This window comes from Pseudoalteromonas sp. ABE4_541, from assembly GCF_056312285.1.
Map to the genome: position 1 here is coordinate 41,153 of NZ_JBSVEM010000016.1, position 18,232 is coordinate 59,384.

General features: G+C 46.6%; 21 protein-coding genes. All 21 read right to left on the bottom strand.

Translation table 11 applies throughout. From position 1 onward, the window contains the following. Nucleotides 1-2: 2 nt before the first annotated feature. The 21 genes from ACW689_RS15310 to ACW689_RS15410 all read right to left on the bottom strand — a co-directional run bounded on the left by ACW689_RS15310 (nucleotide 3) and on the right by ACW689_RS15410 (nucleotide 18,231). Nucleotides 3-563 carry a phage tail-collar fiber domain-containing protein gene (locus ACW689_RS15310; protein ID WP_476292822.1) on the bottom strand — a complete coding sequence of 187 codons (561 nt, stop codon included), beginning with the start codon at nucleotides 561-563 and terminating at the stop codon, nucleotides 3-5. A 71-nt stretch (nucleotides 564-634) separates the two neighbouring features. Beyond that, a complete protein-coding gene (locus tag ACW689_RS15315) occupies nucleotides 635-1,525 on the bottom strand; it encodes a phage tail protein (RefSeq protein WP_476292823.1) in 891 nt (296 codons plus the stop codon). 7 nt (nucleotides 1,526-1,532) lie between these two features. Next, nucleotides 1,533-2,420, bottom strand: a complete 888-nt coding sequence (locus tag ACW689_RS15320) for a baseplate assembly protein (RefSeq protein WP_476292824.1) — start codon at nucleotides 2,418-2,420, stop codon at nucleotides 1,533-1,535. Nucleotides 2,421-2,503: 83 nt separating this feature from the next. Continuing rightward, nucleotides 2,504-2,959, bottom strand: coding sequence for a hypothetical protein (locus tag ACW689_RS15325; RefSeq protein ID WP_476292825.1), 456 nt, complete (start codon nucleotides 2,957-2,959; stop codon nucleotides 2,504-2,506). Next, a complete protein-coding gene (locus tag ACW689_RS15330; protein ID WP_476292826.1) occupies nucleotides 2,956-3,354 on the bottom strand; it encodes a hypothetical protein in 399 nt (132 codons plus the stop codon). Before ACW689_RS15330 ends, ACW689_RS15325 begins: the two co-directional genes overlap by 4 nt. Next, entirely contained in the window at nucleotides 3,354-4,583 is a 1,230-nt protein-coding gene (locus ACW689_RS15335; protein ID WP_476292827.1) for a WD40/YVTN/BNR-like repeat-containing protein, read from the bottom strand. Before ACW689_RS15335 ends, ACW689_RS15330 begins: the two co-directional genes overlap by 1 nt. Next, nucleotides 4,580-5,011, bottom strand: a complete 432-nt coding sequence (locus ACW689_RS15340; RefSeq protein ID WP_476292828.1) for a hypothetical protein — start codon at nucleotides 5,009-5,011, stop codon at nucleotides 4,580-4,582. The genes ACW689_RS15335 and ACW689_RS15340 overlap by 4 nt, the downstream gene beginning before the upstream one ends. Further along, on the bottom strand, nucleotides 5,011-5,676 hold the full coding sequence (locus tag ACW689_RS15345) for a hyaluronate lyase N-terminal domain-containing protein (RefSeq protein WP_476292829.1): 666 nt from the start codon (nucleotides 5,674-5,676) through the stop codon (nucleotides 5,011-5,013). Before ACW689_RS15345 ends, ACW689_RS15340 begins: the two co-directional genes overlap by 1 nt. Beyond that, nucleotides 5,676-6,221, bottom strand: coding sequence for a phage tail protein (locus ACW689_RS15350; RefSeq protein WP_476292830.1), 546 nt, complete (start codon nucleotides 6,219-6,221; stop codon nucleotides 5,676-5,678). The genes ACW689_RS15345 and ACW689_RS15350 overlap by 1 nt, the downstream gene beginning before the upstream one ends. Then, nucleotides 6,172-6,855, bottom strand: a complete 684-nt coding sequence (locus ACW689_RS15355; RefSeq protein WP_476292831.1) for a phage tail protein I — start codon at nucleotides 6,853-6,855, stop codon at nucleotides 6,172-6,174. The genes ACW689_RS15350 and ACW689_RS15355 overlap by 50 nt, the downstream gene beginning before the upstream one ends. After that, a complete protein-coding gene (locus ACW689_RS15360; protein ID WP_476292832.1) occupies nucleotides 6,855-7,757 on the bottom strand; it encodes a baseplate assembly protein in 903 nt (300 codons plus the stop codon). The genes ACW689_RS15355 and ACW689_RS15360 overlap by 1 nt, the downstream gene beginning before the upstream one ends. A gap of 56 nt (nucleotides 7,758-7,813) precedes the next feature. Then, complete coding sequence (locus ACW689_RS15365; protein ID WP_476292833.1) at nucleotides 7,814-8,530, bottom strand: hypothetical protein; 717 nt, start codon at nucleotides 8,528-8,530, stop codon at nucleotides 7,814-7,816. Between the two features lie 414 nt (nucleotides 8,531-8,944). Further along, nucleotides 8,945-9,325: a hypothetical protein gene (locus tag ACW689_RS15370; RefSeq protein WP_476292834.1), complete on the bottom strand. Its 381-nt coding sequence runs from the start codon at nucleotides 9,323-9,325 to the stop codon at nucleotides 8,945-8,947. A 1-nt stretch (nucleotide 9,326) separates the two neighbouring features. Further along, the gene (locus ACW689_RS15375; RefSeq protein ID WP_476292835.1) at nucleotides 9,327-10,259 is read right to left on the bottom strand and encodes a hypothetical protein; all 933 of its coding nucleotides are present in this window, start codon (nucleotides 10,257-10,259) and stop codon (nucleotides 9,327-9,329) included. 191 nt (nucleotides 10,260-10,450) lie between these two features. Next, nucleotides 10,451-10,771, bottom strand: coding sequence for a phage tail assembly chaperone (locus tag ACW689_RS15380; RefSeq protein ID WP_476292836.1), 321 nt, complete (start codon nucleotides 10,769-10,771; stop codon nucleotides 10,451-10,453). A gap of 7 nt (nucleotides 10,772-10,778) precedes the next feature. Further along, complete coding sequence (locus ACW689_RS15385) at nucleotides 10,779-11,528, bottom strand: hypothetical protein (protein ID WP_476292837.1); 750 nt, start codon at nucleotides 11,526-11,528, stop codon at nucleotides 10,779-10,781. A 313-nt stretch (nucleotides 11,529-11,841) separates the two neighbouring features. Then, nucleotides 11,842-12,171 (bottom strand): phage tail assembly chaperone, encoded by a 330-nt coding sequence (locus tag ACW689_RS15390; protein WP_476292838.1) that lies wholly within the window; start codon nucleotides 12,169-12,171, stop codon nucleotides 11,842-11,844. Between the two features lie 3 nt (nucleotides 12,172-12,174). Next, nucleotides 12,175-13,125, bottom strand: a complete 951-nt coding sequence (locus ACW689_RS15395; RefSeq protein WP_476292839.1) for a hypothetical protein — start codon at nucleotides 13,123-13,125, stop codon at nucleotides 12,175-12,177. An 8-nt stretch (nucleotides 13,126-13,133) separates the two neighbouring features. Further along, complete coding sequence (locus ACW689_RS15400; RefSeq protein ID WP_476292840.1) at nucleotides 13,134-16,859, bottom strand: coiled-coil domain-containing protein; 3,726 nt, start codon at nucleotides 16,857-16,859, stop codon at nucleotides 13,134-13,136. A gap of 135 nt (nucleotides 16,860-16,994) precedes the next feature. Next, complete coding sequence (locus ACW689_RS15405) at nucleotides 16,995-17,297, bottom strand: hypothetical protein (protein ID WP_476292841.1); 303 nt, start codon at nucleotides 17,295-17,297, stop codon at nucleotides 16,995-16,997. Beyond that, on the bottom strand, nucleotides 17,290-18,231 hold the full coding sequence (locus tag ACW689_RS15410; protein ID WP_476292842.1) for a hypothetical protein: 942 nt from the start codon (nucleotides 18,229-18,231) through the stop codon (nucleotides 17,290-17,292). Before ACW689_RS15410 ends, ACW689_RS15405 begins: the two co-directional genes overlap by 8 nt. Nucleotide 18,232: the final 1 nt, after the last annotated feature.

Here is an 18,232-nt window from a genome sequence, read left to right on the forward strand (position 1 = left end):
CCTTACAGTCCGGCCTTTCTGAGCCTTTGGTTGATCAAAAAGTTTTGGTGAATTTGTTTGGTAAGGTTTTTGCTTTGTAAAACTTGGGCGTAGGTCATGGTCAGTAACTCTTCGGTTAAAAACACATTGGCGTTATTCACCCCAACCACACAGGTGATATTGTCGCTGGGCAGTGCCGTCACGGACAGCGTGAATACCTCCAGCCAAGCAGCATCTGCTGATTTATAATTCAGCTGCTTGTTTGGCACGCTATATACCGCCACCAAGGTGTCGTGAGACCAAATGCCGATTTCTTTTACGGGGTATTCTTGCTCGCCATCAAACAAAGCACTAAAACGCAGTTGCTTGCCGTCGTCTGGGTCGTCGATAATATCGGCACCGCCAACGGGCACGAGTTGTTTTTGACTGCGCAACGCCGTTTGCGTGCTGCTTGGTGTGTAGGCTTGATCCCCCGCCGACACATGGGTAATGGCCATCGAAATCCCTTGCTGCGACGCATCGGCCAACTTGGTTAGGCCTTGCTGCGTCCAAACAATGGGCGTGAAGGTGCTAGGTTCGCTCATAATGAATTCCAATTAATAGTGCAACAGGCGTTGCAAAGAAGGTTGAAGCGCCAAAATAGGCAAAGATGGGGTTAATCCGGTGTAACCGCAGTCAAGTTTAAGGTGCCATAGTTCATGCGACCAGTGCTTGCGCCCGAGAACGACAACGACGCATTAACAGTTCGCTCGTAACGAATTTGCACACTGCATAACTGCTGCGTTTGCCAACTGGCGTTTTGCCAACGGTCGTGCCATGGCCCGCGCCACTCTCGCTGTGCTAACGTGCGCTGCTGGCTAAATACCCGATAGCGCACAAACCGCATAGGCTTGTAGTAATCAAATTGCACATTACTTTGCGCACGCTCGCGATGGTGACCAAATTCAACATTTTGCACTGAAGCATTGGTATAGTGCTTTTGGCTGCGGCCAAAACTCACCTTAACCAGCGGCTTGCCTTGCTGTTGATACAGCACACCTGAATAGTCGCTCAGCATATTGCCAAACTGACAGCCCGCATTTGAAAGCATTTGCTTACGCACATCGTAACCGTGGTAAACCCGCGTCAGTTGGCTGCTTGCCGGAGCCGACAGCTCAGCCAGCATAACCACTTTCTCTAACCGTTCATCACCTGGGATGGTGCCTGCGTCTATTTGATAGCTGTAGTAATGTCGTCCAGGCGGGGTGTTCTCAATGCTGGCTTGGTTAAGCTCAATCCAGCTCAGTGCCGTGGTTAAACTTTTTGGTGTGCCACGAATACGCTGCCACGCTAAGCCATCTTTGAGGGTTTGCCGTAAGTCTTGGCTATACGGCAAAATGCTTTCAAGACCATACTCCCATACCAGCCACATGAGCTGTGCATCGTGCGGGTCGGCTTTCATGTTAGTTAGGTTGCTAATTGCGGTATCAAACACGGGGGATTGATCTTCACTTAACAAGCCTTTTTGCTGCAGCGGGCTGTGATTAGGGGGTAAAAGTTGTTGCATTGCTACCTCATGATCGAAGTGTTAGTTGAATATTGCCAGGTACTGCGCACTGCTCTGGGCTGATCCCAATTAACTGGTTCGGCTGTTGAATATCCACATGGCGCACACCACTTTTGTGCAGTTGCGCGCTAATCCAACTTGGTGCTAAGTCCCAATCAAGCATGGCTTCATTTCGCCAAGCTTCGCGCAGCAAGGTTTCCAACTCGTTAAACACCTCTATTGAGGTATTCGGCTGCAAATAAACATCGGCCACCACATCCACCTCTTGCAAGTCTGCCGCTTGTACAGTGACCGAGTCAGTGAGCATTTTCACGCCTTCGTCTAACACTTTGTCTTTAACGCGATCAACCGTGGTTTTACCTGGTGGTGCATCTTGCGGTTGTGGCTCTGGCATCTCGCCAAGGGTTTTGTCATCCAGCGCTTGCTTGGCGAGCACGGTAACAATCACTTTACCGCCTTCTTTGCTTATCACCGATACATCGGCAATCTCGCTAGGCGCAGCATTAATGGCATGATTGCGATAATGCTCCGCGCTACCTGCGGTACTGGCGGCAATGGTATTGTTGCGAATGCGCTGGCGGTAGTCGTCATCTTGCTCATCGGTCACACGCTCAACGCCGTAAAAGGCGCCAAGGTGCTCTAAATCAGCGCCCTTAGCAAACGCCAATAAATTAGACTGCGCCGCTTCGTTGATCCGCTGGCGCAGTAATAGTTCTTGATAGCTTTCTACCTGAAGCCACACAGTAAGCGGATCACTCTCAAGCTCAAGCGCTTGCGCATACTCAGGCGCAAGCGCTACAAAACGCGCTTTGCGCGCCTCATAAATGGCTTCAAATGAGAGTGATTCGATAATGTCGGGTTCAGGGAGTTTGCTTAAATCGATATAACTGGTCATCGATTAGGCTCCTGATAGAGTAACCAAAACTTAAATAATCAAGTCTGTGTAGATATGAAATAACTTAATTGGTGAGGCCATGATTAAATCACTGAAAAGCGATATTCACTCATCTCAAACGGCATATCAGGAAAGTCGGTGTTAAACAATTCTTGGTTAACGACCCAAATACCGTTTGTTTCAAACTTTAAAGGGATTGAAAGTTGACCATCAACTACTTGTGCAGGCATCAACTGAATGCGGCCCGTATCGATGCGTTTAAATGGCACTTTGAACTTGCGGTCTGGTATAGCCAGTTGACCCGTTGCTATTACCTCGTTTGATTGTTGGGGTACTGTAAATTCATTGTCATGATTTGTGTAATCATCGAGTTGACCTGATACGTCACTAAACTCAATATGATGAATATCTATTTCATCTAACGAAAAGTACGTTTGCTCTACAATCGCCCCTATATCGTCAATTTCCCTATACACTTGCCCATTTTCTGTGGGTTCACCTTCAACCCAAATACCATCAACTAAAATACATGTTTTCATAGTAGCCTCTCGTAATGCCAAGCCAGACCGAAAGCTCTCAGTGTGCCATTTTTAATCGTTACTCTCTCGTTGGCTAAAAATCGCACAGGCTCTTTTTGAGCATGTATGTTTGGACAAATTGCAAATCTATTCAAATCAGTCGTACCATCACCAATCATCAATGAATGAGAACGTATCACTTCCCTAAAGGAAGTACTAATACTCCACCTTCCAGCATCTGAATCACCTTGTGTACTGCCATTAATTGCATAAAGTAAATCTATAACCACCCTGCACCCAGCAGGAGGGGTGATTGTTATATCAGTAAAGTTATTAAGTATTTTATAACCAGACGCACCAACGAAAACATATGATTTATTCTCTATATAATGCTCATTAATTTGTCTAACTGCCATTATTTAATCCTCACATAACGATGATCATTTGACGTACCAAACTCACCCACACCAAAATAAGATTTAGACACTGAATTTAGCGCTCCGGTAATGACACAGTCTCCATTATCTAATGCAGCAACAGAGCTGAAATATCGATTAGACAATTGACTTTCTAACTCGTTTCTTCTTTGCCACGTCAAGCCTAAGTCACTCGAAGTTATAAGCAATCCACCTTTATGATCTGCGGTAAACAGCATCCATTCACCATTTCGATAGATAAAACGTCGAGTTCCGCCATATGATTCATAAATATTTACAATGCCTAACTGTTGTTGAAGTGATGGAAAATCAGCAGCCATTGTCCAAGACTTGCCGTCATCACTAGAACGAATAAAGCACTTTCCACTTGAATTCTCAGTCAATGCCAGCCATTGACCATTATCGTCCGTTGCAATTGAGTGCATCCGGCTTAATAGACCATTTGGCAAATTTGCTTTACGCCAAGTATTCCCATCATCTTTACTATAAAATACTTCAGTATTTTGTGTGCTTGTAATCCAAATGCCTGTTTGGCTGTAAGCAATTGTATCCGCGCCTCCAGTCGCATTGGGCAGGTCTATACGTTGCCAGGAATCACCAAAATCCGTTGATTTAAAAACTCTTTTTGCAGGGATATAGTCACCTCCGACCGCCATTAATACATCAACACGATTAGATGCAAACATCACCATTGATTGCCCTACACCCTGCGTAGTGCGTAAAAATGATTCGCCATCATCTGTTGAACGGTGAAAATAACTTGCAGGATATTGTGCGTCAGCCATCACCCACACATGGCCAGAGCCATTGTGTCCACAATAAGTAACAGTACCTGACGACCTTACATCTGACTGTAAGCCAATCTTTCGCCACGTTTCTCCAAAGTCCGATGATTTAAAAAAAGCTTTTGTGTCGTGAGTAGCATTTACCAAGACTACATTGTCACGGTGATCCACTGCATTAGTTTGCGGTGTAACATCAACAGTTCCCGCTGTCGAATCAACACCAATAGAACTGATTAATCTCATTGATTTAGCCACGGGTTCTAATTCCGAAGCATAATCTGAGTCTTCTATATAGCCAAATTTAAGAAATGTCATCCCGTTTAGCTCAACTTTCGGCCTATGATCGCTTAACTCAACCACTTGGCCAATTAATACGCCTCCGCCTGATAGTGCATCATCTTGATCTGTTAGCACGTTACTCATAAAGCCCAACCTCCATTTTTGTAAATAAACCTTCTTTCAATCGCGGCTTTAGATAATTGATACTCAACACCCATTTGTTCACCACGTAAAATATGCTTGCTTTCGGGGGCTAACACTCTGGCTGGATTCTCTCTTGTTGCACCACAGTTTCTATCAAGCATGACAGATACAACTGCCCCCTCAGGGGCCGGGCTTGGCAGCTGCAATGTGGTTATTGAGGTAAACAAATACCGCCCTCCAGCTACAGCTAGTGTCGGTTGGTCAACCAGTGTGAACTTGCCCATTTCAACAGGCACGCCCCCTAAGGTTTGCCCGTCACCAATAAACAACTGCTCAGCTTCTGGGGACCAACCCGGTTCGCCGTTGGCAAGCACGGTTTGTAACCGTTCTGCCTCGGGTCCGCGTCTAAATTGAATCTTTCGACCCATTAAAATGTGCCTCCGTCAATGTCACCGCCCTCAACCGCTAAGCCTAATGAATTAACCCAGTCTTTTACCCAAGCAGTGTTAGCAATATGGGTGCTGTCATCTGAGAGAGCTCGAGTGGGTGCTTTTGGATTGCCTGTAAAGTTTGGTGAGATAAATAACTGCGCTTTAGATTCATTGGTAACGTTACTTAAGCCAACATCGCTTTTATTAATAGTTACCGCGCCCGTTTTGCCGTTTACCGAGAGCACATTGTCGGTTGGAGTACGTAATAAAATCCAGTTTGCGAACTTGTTGGCAGGTTGTGATTTAAGTACATACGACTTGTTCTCGTCGGTACGAATTGCCAAGTCGCCCGGCTGTGCCGTCAGAGCAAGCATGTCATCTTTGCTTGCAACTTCAAATGGCTGACCAATCGCTAAACTCGGCAATACGCCTTCAGGAATTTTACCACTGCCATCAAGTGTTAAAACTTGGTTTGCACCTGTGCCTGCATTTTTATAAATGGCACTGCCAAGTGTGCCAAAAATATCAATACCACCTGGGGTTTGACCATCACCTACAAACAGTTTTTTGCTATCGGTAAGCCAAATTGGTTCGCCACTTGCGGGGGTTACATTGGTTCTGTTGGCTGCAGGGCCGCGTCTAAATTGTAATTTGTTTGCCATTATAAAGTGCCTCCATCTAGGCTAGTTGCGTTAGGATAAGAATCTGAAAAAGCGCCGCCATCGAGTGATAGCAGGCCCATAAATTTGTTGATTTCGTTGGCGACATGTTCTTGCGTGGCGTACACCATAGATGGGTCTACTTTTAAACTCACGGCTTGCGCCTGTACCACGTCAATCACGGCTTTAATACCAAGCTCTGCACTGGCGTTATCGGCCATACTAGGTTTGTAGGTTTCTGGGTATTTAACGATGGCAAACGCCACGTCGTCTTCGGTATAAAAGGCAGCTTCTCGGACATAAAACCCACCTTCAGTGGCTGGCACAATGCCCACAACTTCGATCATCGATGGCTTGTCATCTAAGGTTTTTGAACTGCTGATCAAGCCCCTAAATCGCTCATTTGCAAGCGCTTGAGCATCTGGATGAATAACCCCATCACCTACGGCAAATTTGGTTAAATTAATTTTGATACCGGTGCCAATGGCATTGGCGATTTTAGCTCGACCAGCTGGGGTCAGCATGGTCCAGTATTGTGGCTGAGACATAACTACTCCGAGGATATACTTTGATTTGATTAATTGATTGACTTGCAAGGCCAATAGTGAGTGGCATTTGGCTTGAAATTTCGCTGGCAAAATAAGGATAAACAGTCGTGGTGAAACCAGAGCTTGACGCCGATGCCAGTTTGATTTGCGACTCGGACAACAAGCTAACCGATAAGTCAAACTGCACACTTTTGCGTTTGGTATTGGTAATAGCGGTATGAATTTGGCTGATCACCGTTTGATCAATACCCTTATCTGTTACCCCCACATCTACACTAAAGGTGCCTTCGTTCCCTTGCGGCTGTTTTTCAAACCACTCTGTTAATGTGGTGCGATAACCAAATGGCTTTAAACTGTTAATAATTGCGTAGCGCGTGCCTAAATGCTTGTGCTGCTCGTAGCTTTGTGCAATAACTTCACGTTTAACGGCTTCATTCCAGCTTTCATCCCACTGAGTTACACCTTGGCTCCACGCGAGCCAAGGTAAGAAAGCTGTTGGGCAATCATATGGCTCCCATAAAGTGGCAACGGTATCTGCCCCATTTTTAATAGGCGCCAACAAAGCATCGCTAATATGTTGTAATTCAGACTGTAAATCAGAGCCGTTATGTAACAGCTTGTGCTCCTCATTCATTAGAGCACCTCAAAACTCAAGCCCGAAAGGCCGTTGCTACAATACGCCACCTCACCCGTTTGAATGTCGATATTGCTGGTGGGTGCGCTGAGTTCTACCTCTTCAACCCCAGCTTGGTGTAATGCGGCAAACAGCGCGGAGCGTTTAATGGACTTACCTAACGCGTGATGTTTTTGTAAAAACGCGCTGATCTTATCTAGCACCTGCTGCTTAACTTGTTCATGTCCTGGGCCTAGCTCTAATTTAATATGTGCGGTGAGGGTAAATTCTTTTACCTTGGCGGGAATAATTTGCACCCTATCACCCACTGGGCGCACCTTCTGCACAGCCAACACTTCAGACACTTGATTTTGGTTGCCTGCGGTTAAGCCAAAAGTGGTTTCAAGGGTGTTGATCAGCTCGCTCGAAGGCAGCCCTTTGTCGTTTTCGTTAGATAAAATGCTTAGCACGATATGGCATGGCGATGGGCTGGCAACATGCACGTCTTTTACCCGTGCGTCGGCCGTTAAGGCGTGGTAACTGTAGCTTTCTTGCGTACCTGCGGTGTTTAAGCTGTGCAATGCAAGCTGAATGCGTTCACGTAGGCGCTCATCACTTTCGTGATTTTGCCGAGCCACCCCATAGCACGTGGCTATTTGCTCTAAATCGCTGCCTTCGGCGCTACTGAGTAACGTGGCTTTGGCTGCGTCATTCACGCGCGCGCGCAACAACATGGCATGATAGGCGTAGGTGTTGAGTAATTGGGTGAGTGGCTCTGACTCTAGCTCAAGTACGGCTGCAAGTTCGGGTTTGCGTGCCAGTAAGTCAGTTTTTAGGGTGCTCAGTAGTTGCTCAAAGTCCAGTTTTTCAAGCACGTCTGGTGGTGGCAACTTTGATAAATCAATCAGTTGAGATTTAGACATATCGCTCTTCGATTAAAGTTGAATGGAATGGTGTAGTGATTAACCAAATAGGAGGTTTAGGCGTCTTGCGCGTCGTAAAAATACAGGGCGACGTTACCCGCTTTTAAAATGCTGCCATTACTAATGGTATTAGCGCTTAGGTTTAGGTTCATGGCCTTGGTGGCATCAAGCCATTGCCCACCTTGCAAGTAAGCACAAAACTCGGGGCCATCTGCCAAGGCTTGATGGTTTAGGGTAAACGCCGTGTTCGAGCCATCGGGGATATGTTGCGTGTTGTATTGGCCAATGACCCCTTTGGGAAAAGTCTCGGCCACCTTTTGCGGCGCACCGATAATGTCAATAAACGGCATGGCGGAAAACTCTTCACCCTGCGCTTCGGTGGCTATCATAATTTGCGCTGTCACTTGGGCATGCTCATGCTGGGTATTACCACTGCTAAACCAGTGTTCATCGCCGGTATTTGGGTTCACTAGGGCCAAGTCTTCCCCGCCATTAAGCACCGCGCATTGGTCCACTTGCAGCCAGGTATTAAGCTCATGGCCACCAGCAAATGTGCCTAAATTGGTATTGCCAAACGAGGTGAATTTGATCAACACGGGTTGTTCAAGGTCTACCACACCACTGCCTTTGGCAAAATAACGGGCACGGCCAAGCACGGGCAGGTTTTGCGTCAGCCGGTTTTCTGGCGCATTGCTGGCTTTACTATCAATAAAAAGAGTGTTGTTCGATGCACGGCATACATCGGTATGCACCAAAGTAAAAGGGCTTATCATAAACCACCTAACGTTTAAAAAAGAAAAAGGCATTGCACCTAAGCGCAACGCCTTTTAAACGGGAAAGACAACAAGTTCAATTTACGGGAATACTAGCAATTTATAGAAAGGCAAAACGGTCAACTTTGACCGTTTTGAAAAAAGAAGTGTACACACACAACGCAATGGCGTTTGTGTAGTAAAAATGGTGATGTTTGTGGAGTGAGCCAGCCCTCTTAAAGTGAAGGCTGGCATAGAGAGGGGTTTAAACAATCCAAAGGCTATTTGAGAGATCCTGACTTTCGGCAGGATGACGGCATGCGTTACTGTGAAGCTATTTCTTCATTCCGAACCTATTCGTCATTCTGAACTTGTTTCAGAATCTCATCCCCCTAAACAAGTGCCGTTAAGTATGGCCTTGGAGTTGTTTAAAAATTACACGCGCTGGTATTTTTTCAGCAAGGTTGTTACCGCTTGGCTGCGCTCGACCATTTCTGCCAAAATTGAGCCGGTGGGTTTGGCGTTTATGGTTAGCTCCGAGTTTTGCAGCAACGGGGTTAAAGCAGTTAAATCCTCAAGCGCTTGCAAGCCTTGAGCTTTAAACTCCTCAAAACTGTGGGCTGTTCTCAGTGCGCTGTTGAGTTGGTGTAACAGTACCAAGCTTAACTGCGCAACATCCGAGGTGGTGCCGAGTAGGCTTTGCGCATCACATTGACTAGCTAATTGCTGGCGCATCGCCGCCAACATATTATTACTGTGCTCTTGCTGTTGTTGCTCAAGGCTTAAAGGGATAGTGTCGTGATTAAAGTCAGTCATATTATGCAAGTCCAAATTTAGTGTTAGTGAGCGCCCAGCTATGAGATAAGTGATAGTAATTAATACGCGCATGCATAATGCGTGTGTTGTTTAAGTCATACATCAACTTAAATTGTTCTTCTCCTGAACTATCAATATAACGGAATGTTGAGTCTCTGATCACCACTGTGCATTGCGCTATACTTCCATCATAAGTGTGCTTACCTGAGTCAGTTCCAACTAACAAGCTACGTTCTCGGTCATCCTCCTCTGCTGGTTTTGATAATAAGCCAGAGGCTAAATCAAAGGCCTCTATTCGACAAGTACTTATATAAAGTCGTTGATTGCACCAACGAGAACCCTGAAATTTAATTGCAGTGCTATCACGGTTCATAAACCAAGTACTGTCATTGTCAAAAGTTGATTGCATAAATTGGCTAGGAAATTGAAGTACACCATTATATATTGCCAGCATGGGTGTTTTTGAAAACAACGCACAACAACCCACTCCAACGGATACACCTCCGCTTTTTTTGACCTCTCTTTTTCCAAACCTTAACGTGTGCTTGTTCAAATCTATTTGGAATGCTGGTGCTGCACATGTTGCAAGCGAATATCGCGCACCAATATGTTCATCTGTTACTAACTCATAATCACTGAGTAGCTTAAAGGTCACCAGTTGCAAAGCCCCCATACCTCGTACATGTTGGTTTGCTTTATAAATGGAGTTAAATGGGGATTCAATGCTGCCAACGCCGCCATCGGCTGCGTTGCTGTCAATGTGTAAGGTGACGGATAAGGTGTTATCAATTTCACCTAATAGTTCATGGCCTTTTTGCTCAAGTTCTTGTCTTGCGGTTTGCCATTTGCCGAGTTCACCTCTAATGGTGTTGGTTAGCTCAGTGTTGGTGTTGACTACATCGGTGAGTAGCTCTGTTGGGTTGGTGTCGCTCATGTTTTTTTAAACCTTTTCTATAAATATGTCTAAAAACAAGTGAAAAAATATGCCTAGCAAGGTTGCTCAATGCTTTTTTAGCGCTTGTTAAAAAACTAAAAATTTCAAAAAAAGCGGCCCAAGTGCTGTGCAGTTGGACCGCTGAAAGTGGTTGATTTTTAGCTAACGTTTATATGGTGTGCCGAATGGGGTTACAGTGTTGGCACAACCGGGAATGGGTTAAATGCGGTGCTAAAGTCAAAGTTGTGTTCGCTTACATCGCGTAGTGCTTGGCGGTATTGACGCAAAGCACTAGTGTCTTTACGAGCATCTTCGGCTTTGTTAATTAAAATGTCCGCCTGTGCCAGCAACGGGGCTCTGGCTTCACGAATTTCATCTAGGGTATCAAAGCCCACGCTGATTTGTTCTAACGTGGCGTCAATCTCCATGGCGTGCAGTTGCTCCAGCGCTTGTTGTTCGCTTAGCAAACCGCCGTATGAGGCAATATGATTATTATCGATAAAAATTTTCATGCTGTGATTAGTCCCAGGTTAGTTCAGATGGGCGGAAGAATTGGCCCCAGTTTTGAAAGTTTGATAAGTCCACATGGCCTGCTACCACAGCGGGTAAAGCAAGCAACATTTCGCCGCTTTCGGAGGTGTGCGTAATAGCAACATGAGCTGTGTTATGGAAATTCGTTTTATAGTGACCACCAAAAAGCCCCCATTCACCGGACTCAACGGCTCTATTGTAAATTTTCACATTTCCCGATTTTAGTTTCACGTAAGCAGCAAACGTAAGATAAGGGTGAATCGTTGTTGGTAACCTATTGTAGTTAAAAGAGTAAGCTTGGTTTTGTATGCCTGACCATGTCACCCTTATAACTTTAAAAGCATAACCGTTGTAATATGGCCTAGTTTTAGTGATGCCCATTTTAATGAGTAACTGCTCAACATCTTCATCAAACTCATTCTTATAGTTGTTACCATTAACCACAGCTACCTCTTGGTAGTTTCCACCTGCGATACCAGAAGTGCCCCAAAATTGCGGCACAGTGCCATTTACATCCATCAATGACTGGTTTTTAGAGGTACGAAACACCGGGTATTCTTGACGAGCGTTGCTGATATAGTTGTTCAGTGATTGCACTGAGTCACTGACGGACTGCTGCATATCGGCCAGTGCGCCTTCGCGCTCGGCTTGCCATTTTGCCAATTCGGATTCAACCGCATCGGTGAGTTCGGCGTTGGTTTGTACAACTTGGCTAAGTTGCTCTGTAAGCGTTGCCATATAGGCTCCTTTTGTAATAAAGCACGCGGGGTGGCGTATTTGTATATGAGCTCTTCACCTTCGTCAGGGTGACGGTAGAGTGAGCGTATGCAAACACCTCACACTCTGAGCCTGACATTCTGAACTTGTTTCAGGATCTCTTTACTTAAGCTTTGGGGAAGCAATGAGAGCACCGCAGCTTAAGCATCCTGACCTTCGTCAGGGTGATGGTAAAGCGGGTGCATACCTGCTGTTTGTCTGGGTGACAAATCGGCTACCCTTGCGTGCTAAAAATTAGATGAGTATTTGTTAAATTCGCGTTTAAATAACCAGGTTAATTGCTTGGCAGCGGCGGAAATGGGTTAAACGGCGCTGAAAAGTCAAAGCTTTGCTCGGTTACATCGCGCAGAGCTTGGCGGTATTGTTTTAACGCGCTAGTGTCTTGGTCGGCGTCAAAGGCCTTATTAATCAGCACATCAGCTTGAGTTAGCAGCTCAGTGCGTACTTCTCGTACTTCGTCCATATCGGCAAATTCAGGCACAATATCGCTGTAACCCTGCTTACGAATATCCATTCTAAATTGGCATAGCACGTTTAAACGCTGCTGACGCGCCTGCTCTTGTTGCTCAAAAGCGCTATCAAATTCTGTAAAATCAAGTTCCATGGGTTAGCTCCTTAGGGTTTGTGAACGGCGTAGGTCGAGGTTTGAGATAACGTTTCGAGGCTCGGCACCTGGGTCAGTACTATTGTAAGCACACTGCACCAAATATTTTGATAAGCTACCTGTTATGCCTTGAGTATCAGTATGGTTTACACCAGCAAAATTGCATTTCACCACCTTCCCGTGGTTGGAGATAACGTAATTGTATACACTTCGTGACGCTATTAACCTCGTTAAATTAAAGTGGTTAAGGTAGGAGTCAAAATTGATATAGCCAACTCCACTGGCAGATTTAACCAATGGAGAACCTAAGTCTAAATAGCACCTCGTTACTATAACATTAGCTTGACCACGAAAATCGTTACGGTTAACCAGTCCTTGCCAAATACTATGACCCCAATTTAGTGGTATATCCGCTGTTTTTAATATGACGCTCGTGAAATAAATTGTTTGATTTGCAGATGGAGAAGCCAATATGCCAGTTACACATCTTGAACCTGAATTAAATTCATCGCTTTCATCAACCAAAGCAATGTTTTCAACTTGCGCAAAATGCTCTTTAATTTCTTGATAATTATGACTATATGTAGGGTTATTTAAAGTTGCAATGTTTAACCTCAGTGCTGATATAGCCACTACTTTTGTAATTTGATATATGTGACCGCCTTTCAAGAGAATCGTAACTCGTTTATCTCTTGCAGGAGCCGCTAGCTCTAACGCTTTATCCAACGTTTTTAAACTCGTCGCAATGGATAAGCCACTATTGCTGTCATCGCCGCTTTCGGCGTCGACATATAAATCAATTCTATTGTTGACCACTGCCCCGACGGCTTTTTGTAGCTCGTCTTTCGCGCTGTTGCGCTGTGCTTGCCATTTATCTAATTCGCCGGTGATGGCGGTGGTTAGGTCGGTATTGGTTTTAACTACCTTCGCGAGTTGCTCGGTATGCGTTGCCATGGTTGCTCCTATAGCATTTCGTCAATATCTGTGATGGTCAATGTGCCATTGACCGCTTGTTTTAAAAGCGTTTTTAAATTGTTGCGTAACCAGTGTTGCTGGTTGGCGTCGTGACTGTGTTCAAAATACAGCGGGTAGACGGGAAAGCGTTGGCGGTGGCCGTCAAAGTCATGCACACGCAGGCCATTGCCGTACAACAGCCTTGGGGTGCCGTTTTCGTCTTTAACCCATGCGGTGTGCGCAGTGTCGGCGGGATCTGACGCTGACACTTGCTCTGTGAGTAACGCTTTGGGCGTACCAAAGTAAAAATGGCTTTCGTGAATACCAGTAAATGCCGACTCCGCCTTTTTACCACCTGCGTTATTCTCTTGCTGGCGTAACTGCGCATAATCTGCACTTGGGCAGTTGTATGGGTTCCACACTTCGCGTGGAGTGCGTAGGATCATCTCCATGGGGATCATCCAGCTAAACCCGCCCACCACTTCGGGGTGCGTGGTTTTGGCACAAAACAGCGTTGGGTCGTTGTAGCCACGGTTGGCAGCGGCACGGCCCGAGGCATCGTTGCGCACAAAGCGATAACGGCGGTTGTAGTACGCGGCATTTAGGCTGCCTCCCGCCCAGTTTTGCAAGGTGTCGCGCAGGCCGTATTGGTCGTATTTTTCTTCCAGTACGGACCCTGCCCCTTCCAAGCCCGGCAATTGTTCACACAGCTCGGCCAAATCAACACATTCAAAGCGCGCCATGCGGCTGCGTATTAATTTACTGTTGTCACCTACCCGAGCGCGGCTACGAAGATCGCGCACCAGTTTAAAGCGGTTGGTGTCGTCAATAATGCCCTTCAGTGCTTTTTGCTCGTCGTATGGTAGTTGGCTGGCATTACCATAAATAATTTGTACCGGATGCTGGTGCGAGGTATGTAAGTCTTCCCCCACCAGTTGGCTATTTTGCCAAGTAATACGAATATCGTGGGCGTGGTTATAGTCTACCGAGCTTTTGATCACTAACTCGTTTAACGTGCCGTTTTTAAGCTGCGCGATTTGCTCAGCGCTAATGCCCGCATCAAAACTGTGATAGTGGCTGGCAGAGTTACCAATGATCACTTTAGCGGGGCTGTTGCCTTCTCGCTTGGCAAGCGTGGCCACCGGCATACTGCTTATTCTAAATTGCAACATGCCAAACTGAGGTACCCCTTGCTCGTCAACATAGCTGACCCGCATTGGGTGGTACGGTATGTTTTCACTGCGGTTTTTATGGCCTGAGTAATTTAAGTAACGGCCCTTATCAAAAATGGCTTTGAGTCGCGTGCCATCGTTTGAGTGCCTAAAGCTGTCTGTTGGGTCGTTCAGCTCTTCTTGAAAGGTTTCGATCCAGCATTCTAAAAAGCTCATTTCCCATATGCAGTCTTGCGGCGATTGGGTTTTTACATCGCGCATATACCCCGCTTGGGTGTTGTTAAAGTTTATGCTGCCGTCACTATTACACCCCGTTGGCAAGCTTCTTACCTGCTCGGGGATTTGTACCGCTGTTGAATGGGCGCGTGCTAAATATTTGCCCGGCACAGAGTGCATTAAGCGGTAGTCGTTATGGCGCGTGCGAAAGTAATAACCGTTGATACAGGCTGATACCTCAGCCATGCCTGCCATGGCCTTGTAATTTGGGTGATTGTGCACGTTAAGCGCGGCGTAACTGGCATCAATTACCCGGTGGCCCGGCGCAAAACCTTTATCGGCCTGATATTGGCGTGTACCCACAATACCACTGCCGCCATTCATACGAATAAACTCGGCCATGCCCTCTTGATAACTGGCATCGCTCAACCAACCACGTTCCACCATGTTAAACACTGGTAACTCATGGGTGGCACCTTTGTTGTGCACGCCGTCAAAGTAGTCACGATTTACACTATTACTTGGCGTGTTAGCCACTTGTTCAACTCGGCTTTGCAACTGCGCTAGCTGTGTAGATAGGCTGTTTATTTGCGTGTTGAGCTGCTCCAACAATTGGCCTTTTTGAAAGCGGCTAAGGTTGTTGTGCAAAATGCCCACAGCCAAGCGACTCATGCTGTTTTCAAGGTTGATCCAGCCTTCGTCTAGTTGGTCGTTACCCAGCGCCACTGGCACCTTGCCCGCCTCAGGGATGCTGGCGGCGCTAAAGTCACTGGTGACTTTGGTGGCAAGGTTAGCCGCATCTTGTGCTTTAACTGCTTGCTCGTCGGCCACGGTGCTGGCTTGCTCGGCGCGATCAGCTTCTGCTTTGGCTTGGGTATTGGCCGCTTGCGCGCTTTGCGCATGGCTTTGTGCTGCTGTGTTTGCCTGCGTAGCACTGCTGTTAAACGCTGCGGTTTGGTTTTTAAACTCAGCGCTTTGTTGCTTGAGCTGCTCACTCACTTGCTGAGCCTGCTGGGCTGTTTGCGCGGCTTGTTTGGCATTGAGCGCTTGCTGTGAAGCGGCTGCCGCTTGAGCGTCGGCGTCTTTACGGGCAATGTCTGCTTGTAGTGCATCTTCGGCTACTTGCTCAGCGTGCGCTTGCACTTGCTGGTGCTGCATCGCCACCAGCGCTGACTTGTCACGAACCGCTTGCTGTGCGCTTTGTGCATCTAGTGCATTTTGCTTTGACTGCTGCGCAAATACCGCACTTGCCGCAGCTTGGCTATCAACCGCTTTGCGCAACACGTGGCTGTGGCGTGCATCTTCGGCCGCTTGCTTTTGTGCCAATGAGGCTGCGGCGGCTTGCGCATCGGCCGCTTTACGAGCGATATCGGCCTGTAGTGTATCTTCAGCCACTTGTTGAGTATTGGCTTGTACTTGCAAGTGTTGCTCAGCCACTTTGCTGGCGGTGCTTTTAGTATCAAGCTGCGCGGCTTTGGCCTGCATGGCGTTTTGTTGCGTTTGCTTGGTTAGCGCGGCGTTAACAGCGGCTTGGCTGTCGACTTCTTTACGAATGATGTGCGCATGACGCCTATCGTTGGCGACTTGCTCATTCAGTAACGCGCTCATGGCCGCTTGAGAGTCGGCGGCTTTGCGCGATACATCGGCAAAAAACACATCGTCTTGCAGTTGTGCCACATCGGTTGCCACGCGCTGGCTTTGCAGTTGCATCTTACGTGATGCGTCCATTACCTGCGTGTGTTTTTGGCGTATTTCCGCATTGTTGGTTTGCGTTTCTTTATGGGCCTGCTCAATCACTTTGGCTTGTGCGTCAAAGGCATCTAACTTGGGGGATACCTGCGATAAAGACACTTTATTACGGGCAATATCGCTGGCAAATGCGTCCAGCTGGTCGCTGGCAGTGGATGCCACCTGTGCCAATTCGTCAATGCGTTTTGGCGTAGGAACGTGCTTTTGCTCGCCCGTAAAGTTGGTGATGGGGTAACTGTTGTCGTTACTTGCAAACCAACCTGTTAGCTCGCTCTCGCGCTCACGCCACTTATCTTGTAGGTCGTTAAGTTTAAGAATAAGCTCTGAGGTTAGGCCATCGCCAAAGTCTTGCACAATGCCGTAGGCAATCTGCGGATAGGTGTTTGCGGGGTTGAAGGCTTTGCCATCAAGGTGTTGCAGTTTGAGGGTGTTGTTGTCAATCACCTCTGCGACTTGCAAAATTGACTCTTTGCCACCCGCTTGATGGTAAAACAAGTCACCTTGTTTGGTATTGGCTGCATCCACAAATTTTGTGGAGGTGCCAGAAATGCGATCACTGCCTCGGGTGATCGTCACTTTTCCAACGGTATAAGACATATAAAACCTTAGTTATGGTTTTTGGGGCACGCACAAAGCCCTACGCTTGGCTTGTTAGCAGCGTATTTTGACTATAAAAATGGGGTTGTGCTTGGGGTTAAACTAGGACGTTAATTTGGGCACTAGGCGAGCATGTTAAACAAACGGTAGACGCTGTTTAATATCCGCCACGGCGGCTTTCCACTGGGCTAATTTTTCACTTGACTCGTCGTATAAATATTCCATGTAGATGGGATCTGATTCTGCCATGTAAGCGGCTTTGCGCTGCGCTTTAATTTGTAAATTTTGGTATTGCGTCAGTGCCTCTGCAACCGATGCAGCATCAATACCTTGGTGAATACCGTAGCCCACCACAGGGCCTTCGACCATCGGCTCTCCCGTTTGTGGGTCAAGTAAACTGTTAATGTCATACACTTCGTGTTGGGCAATTTTAAGCATACTGGCCTCCAAATGTTTCGCCGGTCATGGGTTTTTTATTATCGTCAGGGTGGTCAAGAGCAAACAGTTGTGGCGATGCGATGTAGCATTCAAGGTCGGTGTTGTTGTCGCCACTGGCAAAGTTTTGTTGAGCTAAACCATTAGCACAATATCCGTACGGTTTAATGACAAATTCTATCAACTGATAGGGATGTTTAACATTATCACTTTGTTTTTCAAAATCAGCGGCATGCCACACATGTGAACTGGTGGTAGCTCGGTTATAACCACGGTGATCGCCAAAGACCAAAGTGCCCGATTTAACATATACCCATGCACGAAATAAAAACAAGTTGCCAGCAAAAGCCCGATTACGGCCGACATTTAACCCAATAAGGGCGTGATTAGTAGTACTCTCTGATAGTCTCGGAATTTTAAACTTACTAATATAACCCTGTTTTTTAAAACCATTCCAATCACCCGACAAGCCCCCATTTGTCATAATGTGCTTATCTGTTAAATGGGCAAAAATCGGCCTCTGCTCACTTGCCAACCAAGGGTCGTCAGTATAGCTCTCGGGCTGCGATAGTTGTTGTTCTTTTACAGATGTGTGGGCGTAACGCGTACCAAAGGCATAAGTATCTTGTGATACCACCTCCATGGTGACGTCACCTCTGGGCAAAAAAGGCGGCGTGGCAGGGACTCGTTTTTGTACGCCATTTACATTGGTGGCTGTGGTATTCATTAGCCACGGGTCCATTAAAATATTGCCACTCATTACACGGTGTTCTAGCAGATTTTGTGCATATTGCTGCATTTGCTGCTCAGCTTCACCTACCTTGCTTTGAATAAGCCCCAATTGGCTGGTGACTTTACCAATTAGCGCTTCGCTCTTTTCAACCAAGTCGGCATTGGTTTCTTGCAAAGCAACTAAGCGTTGTTCCATTGTTGACATT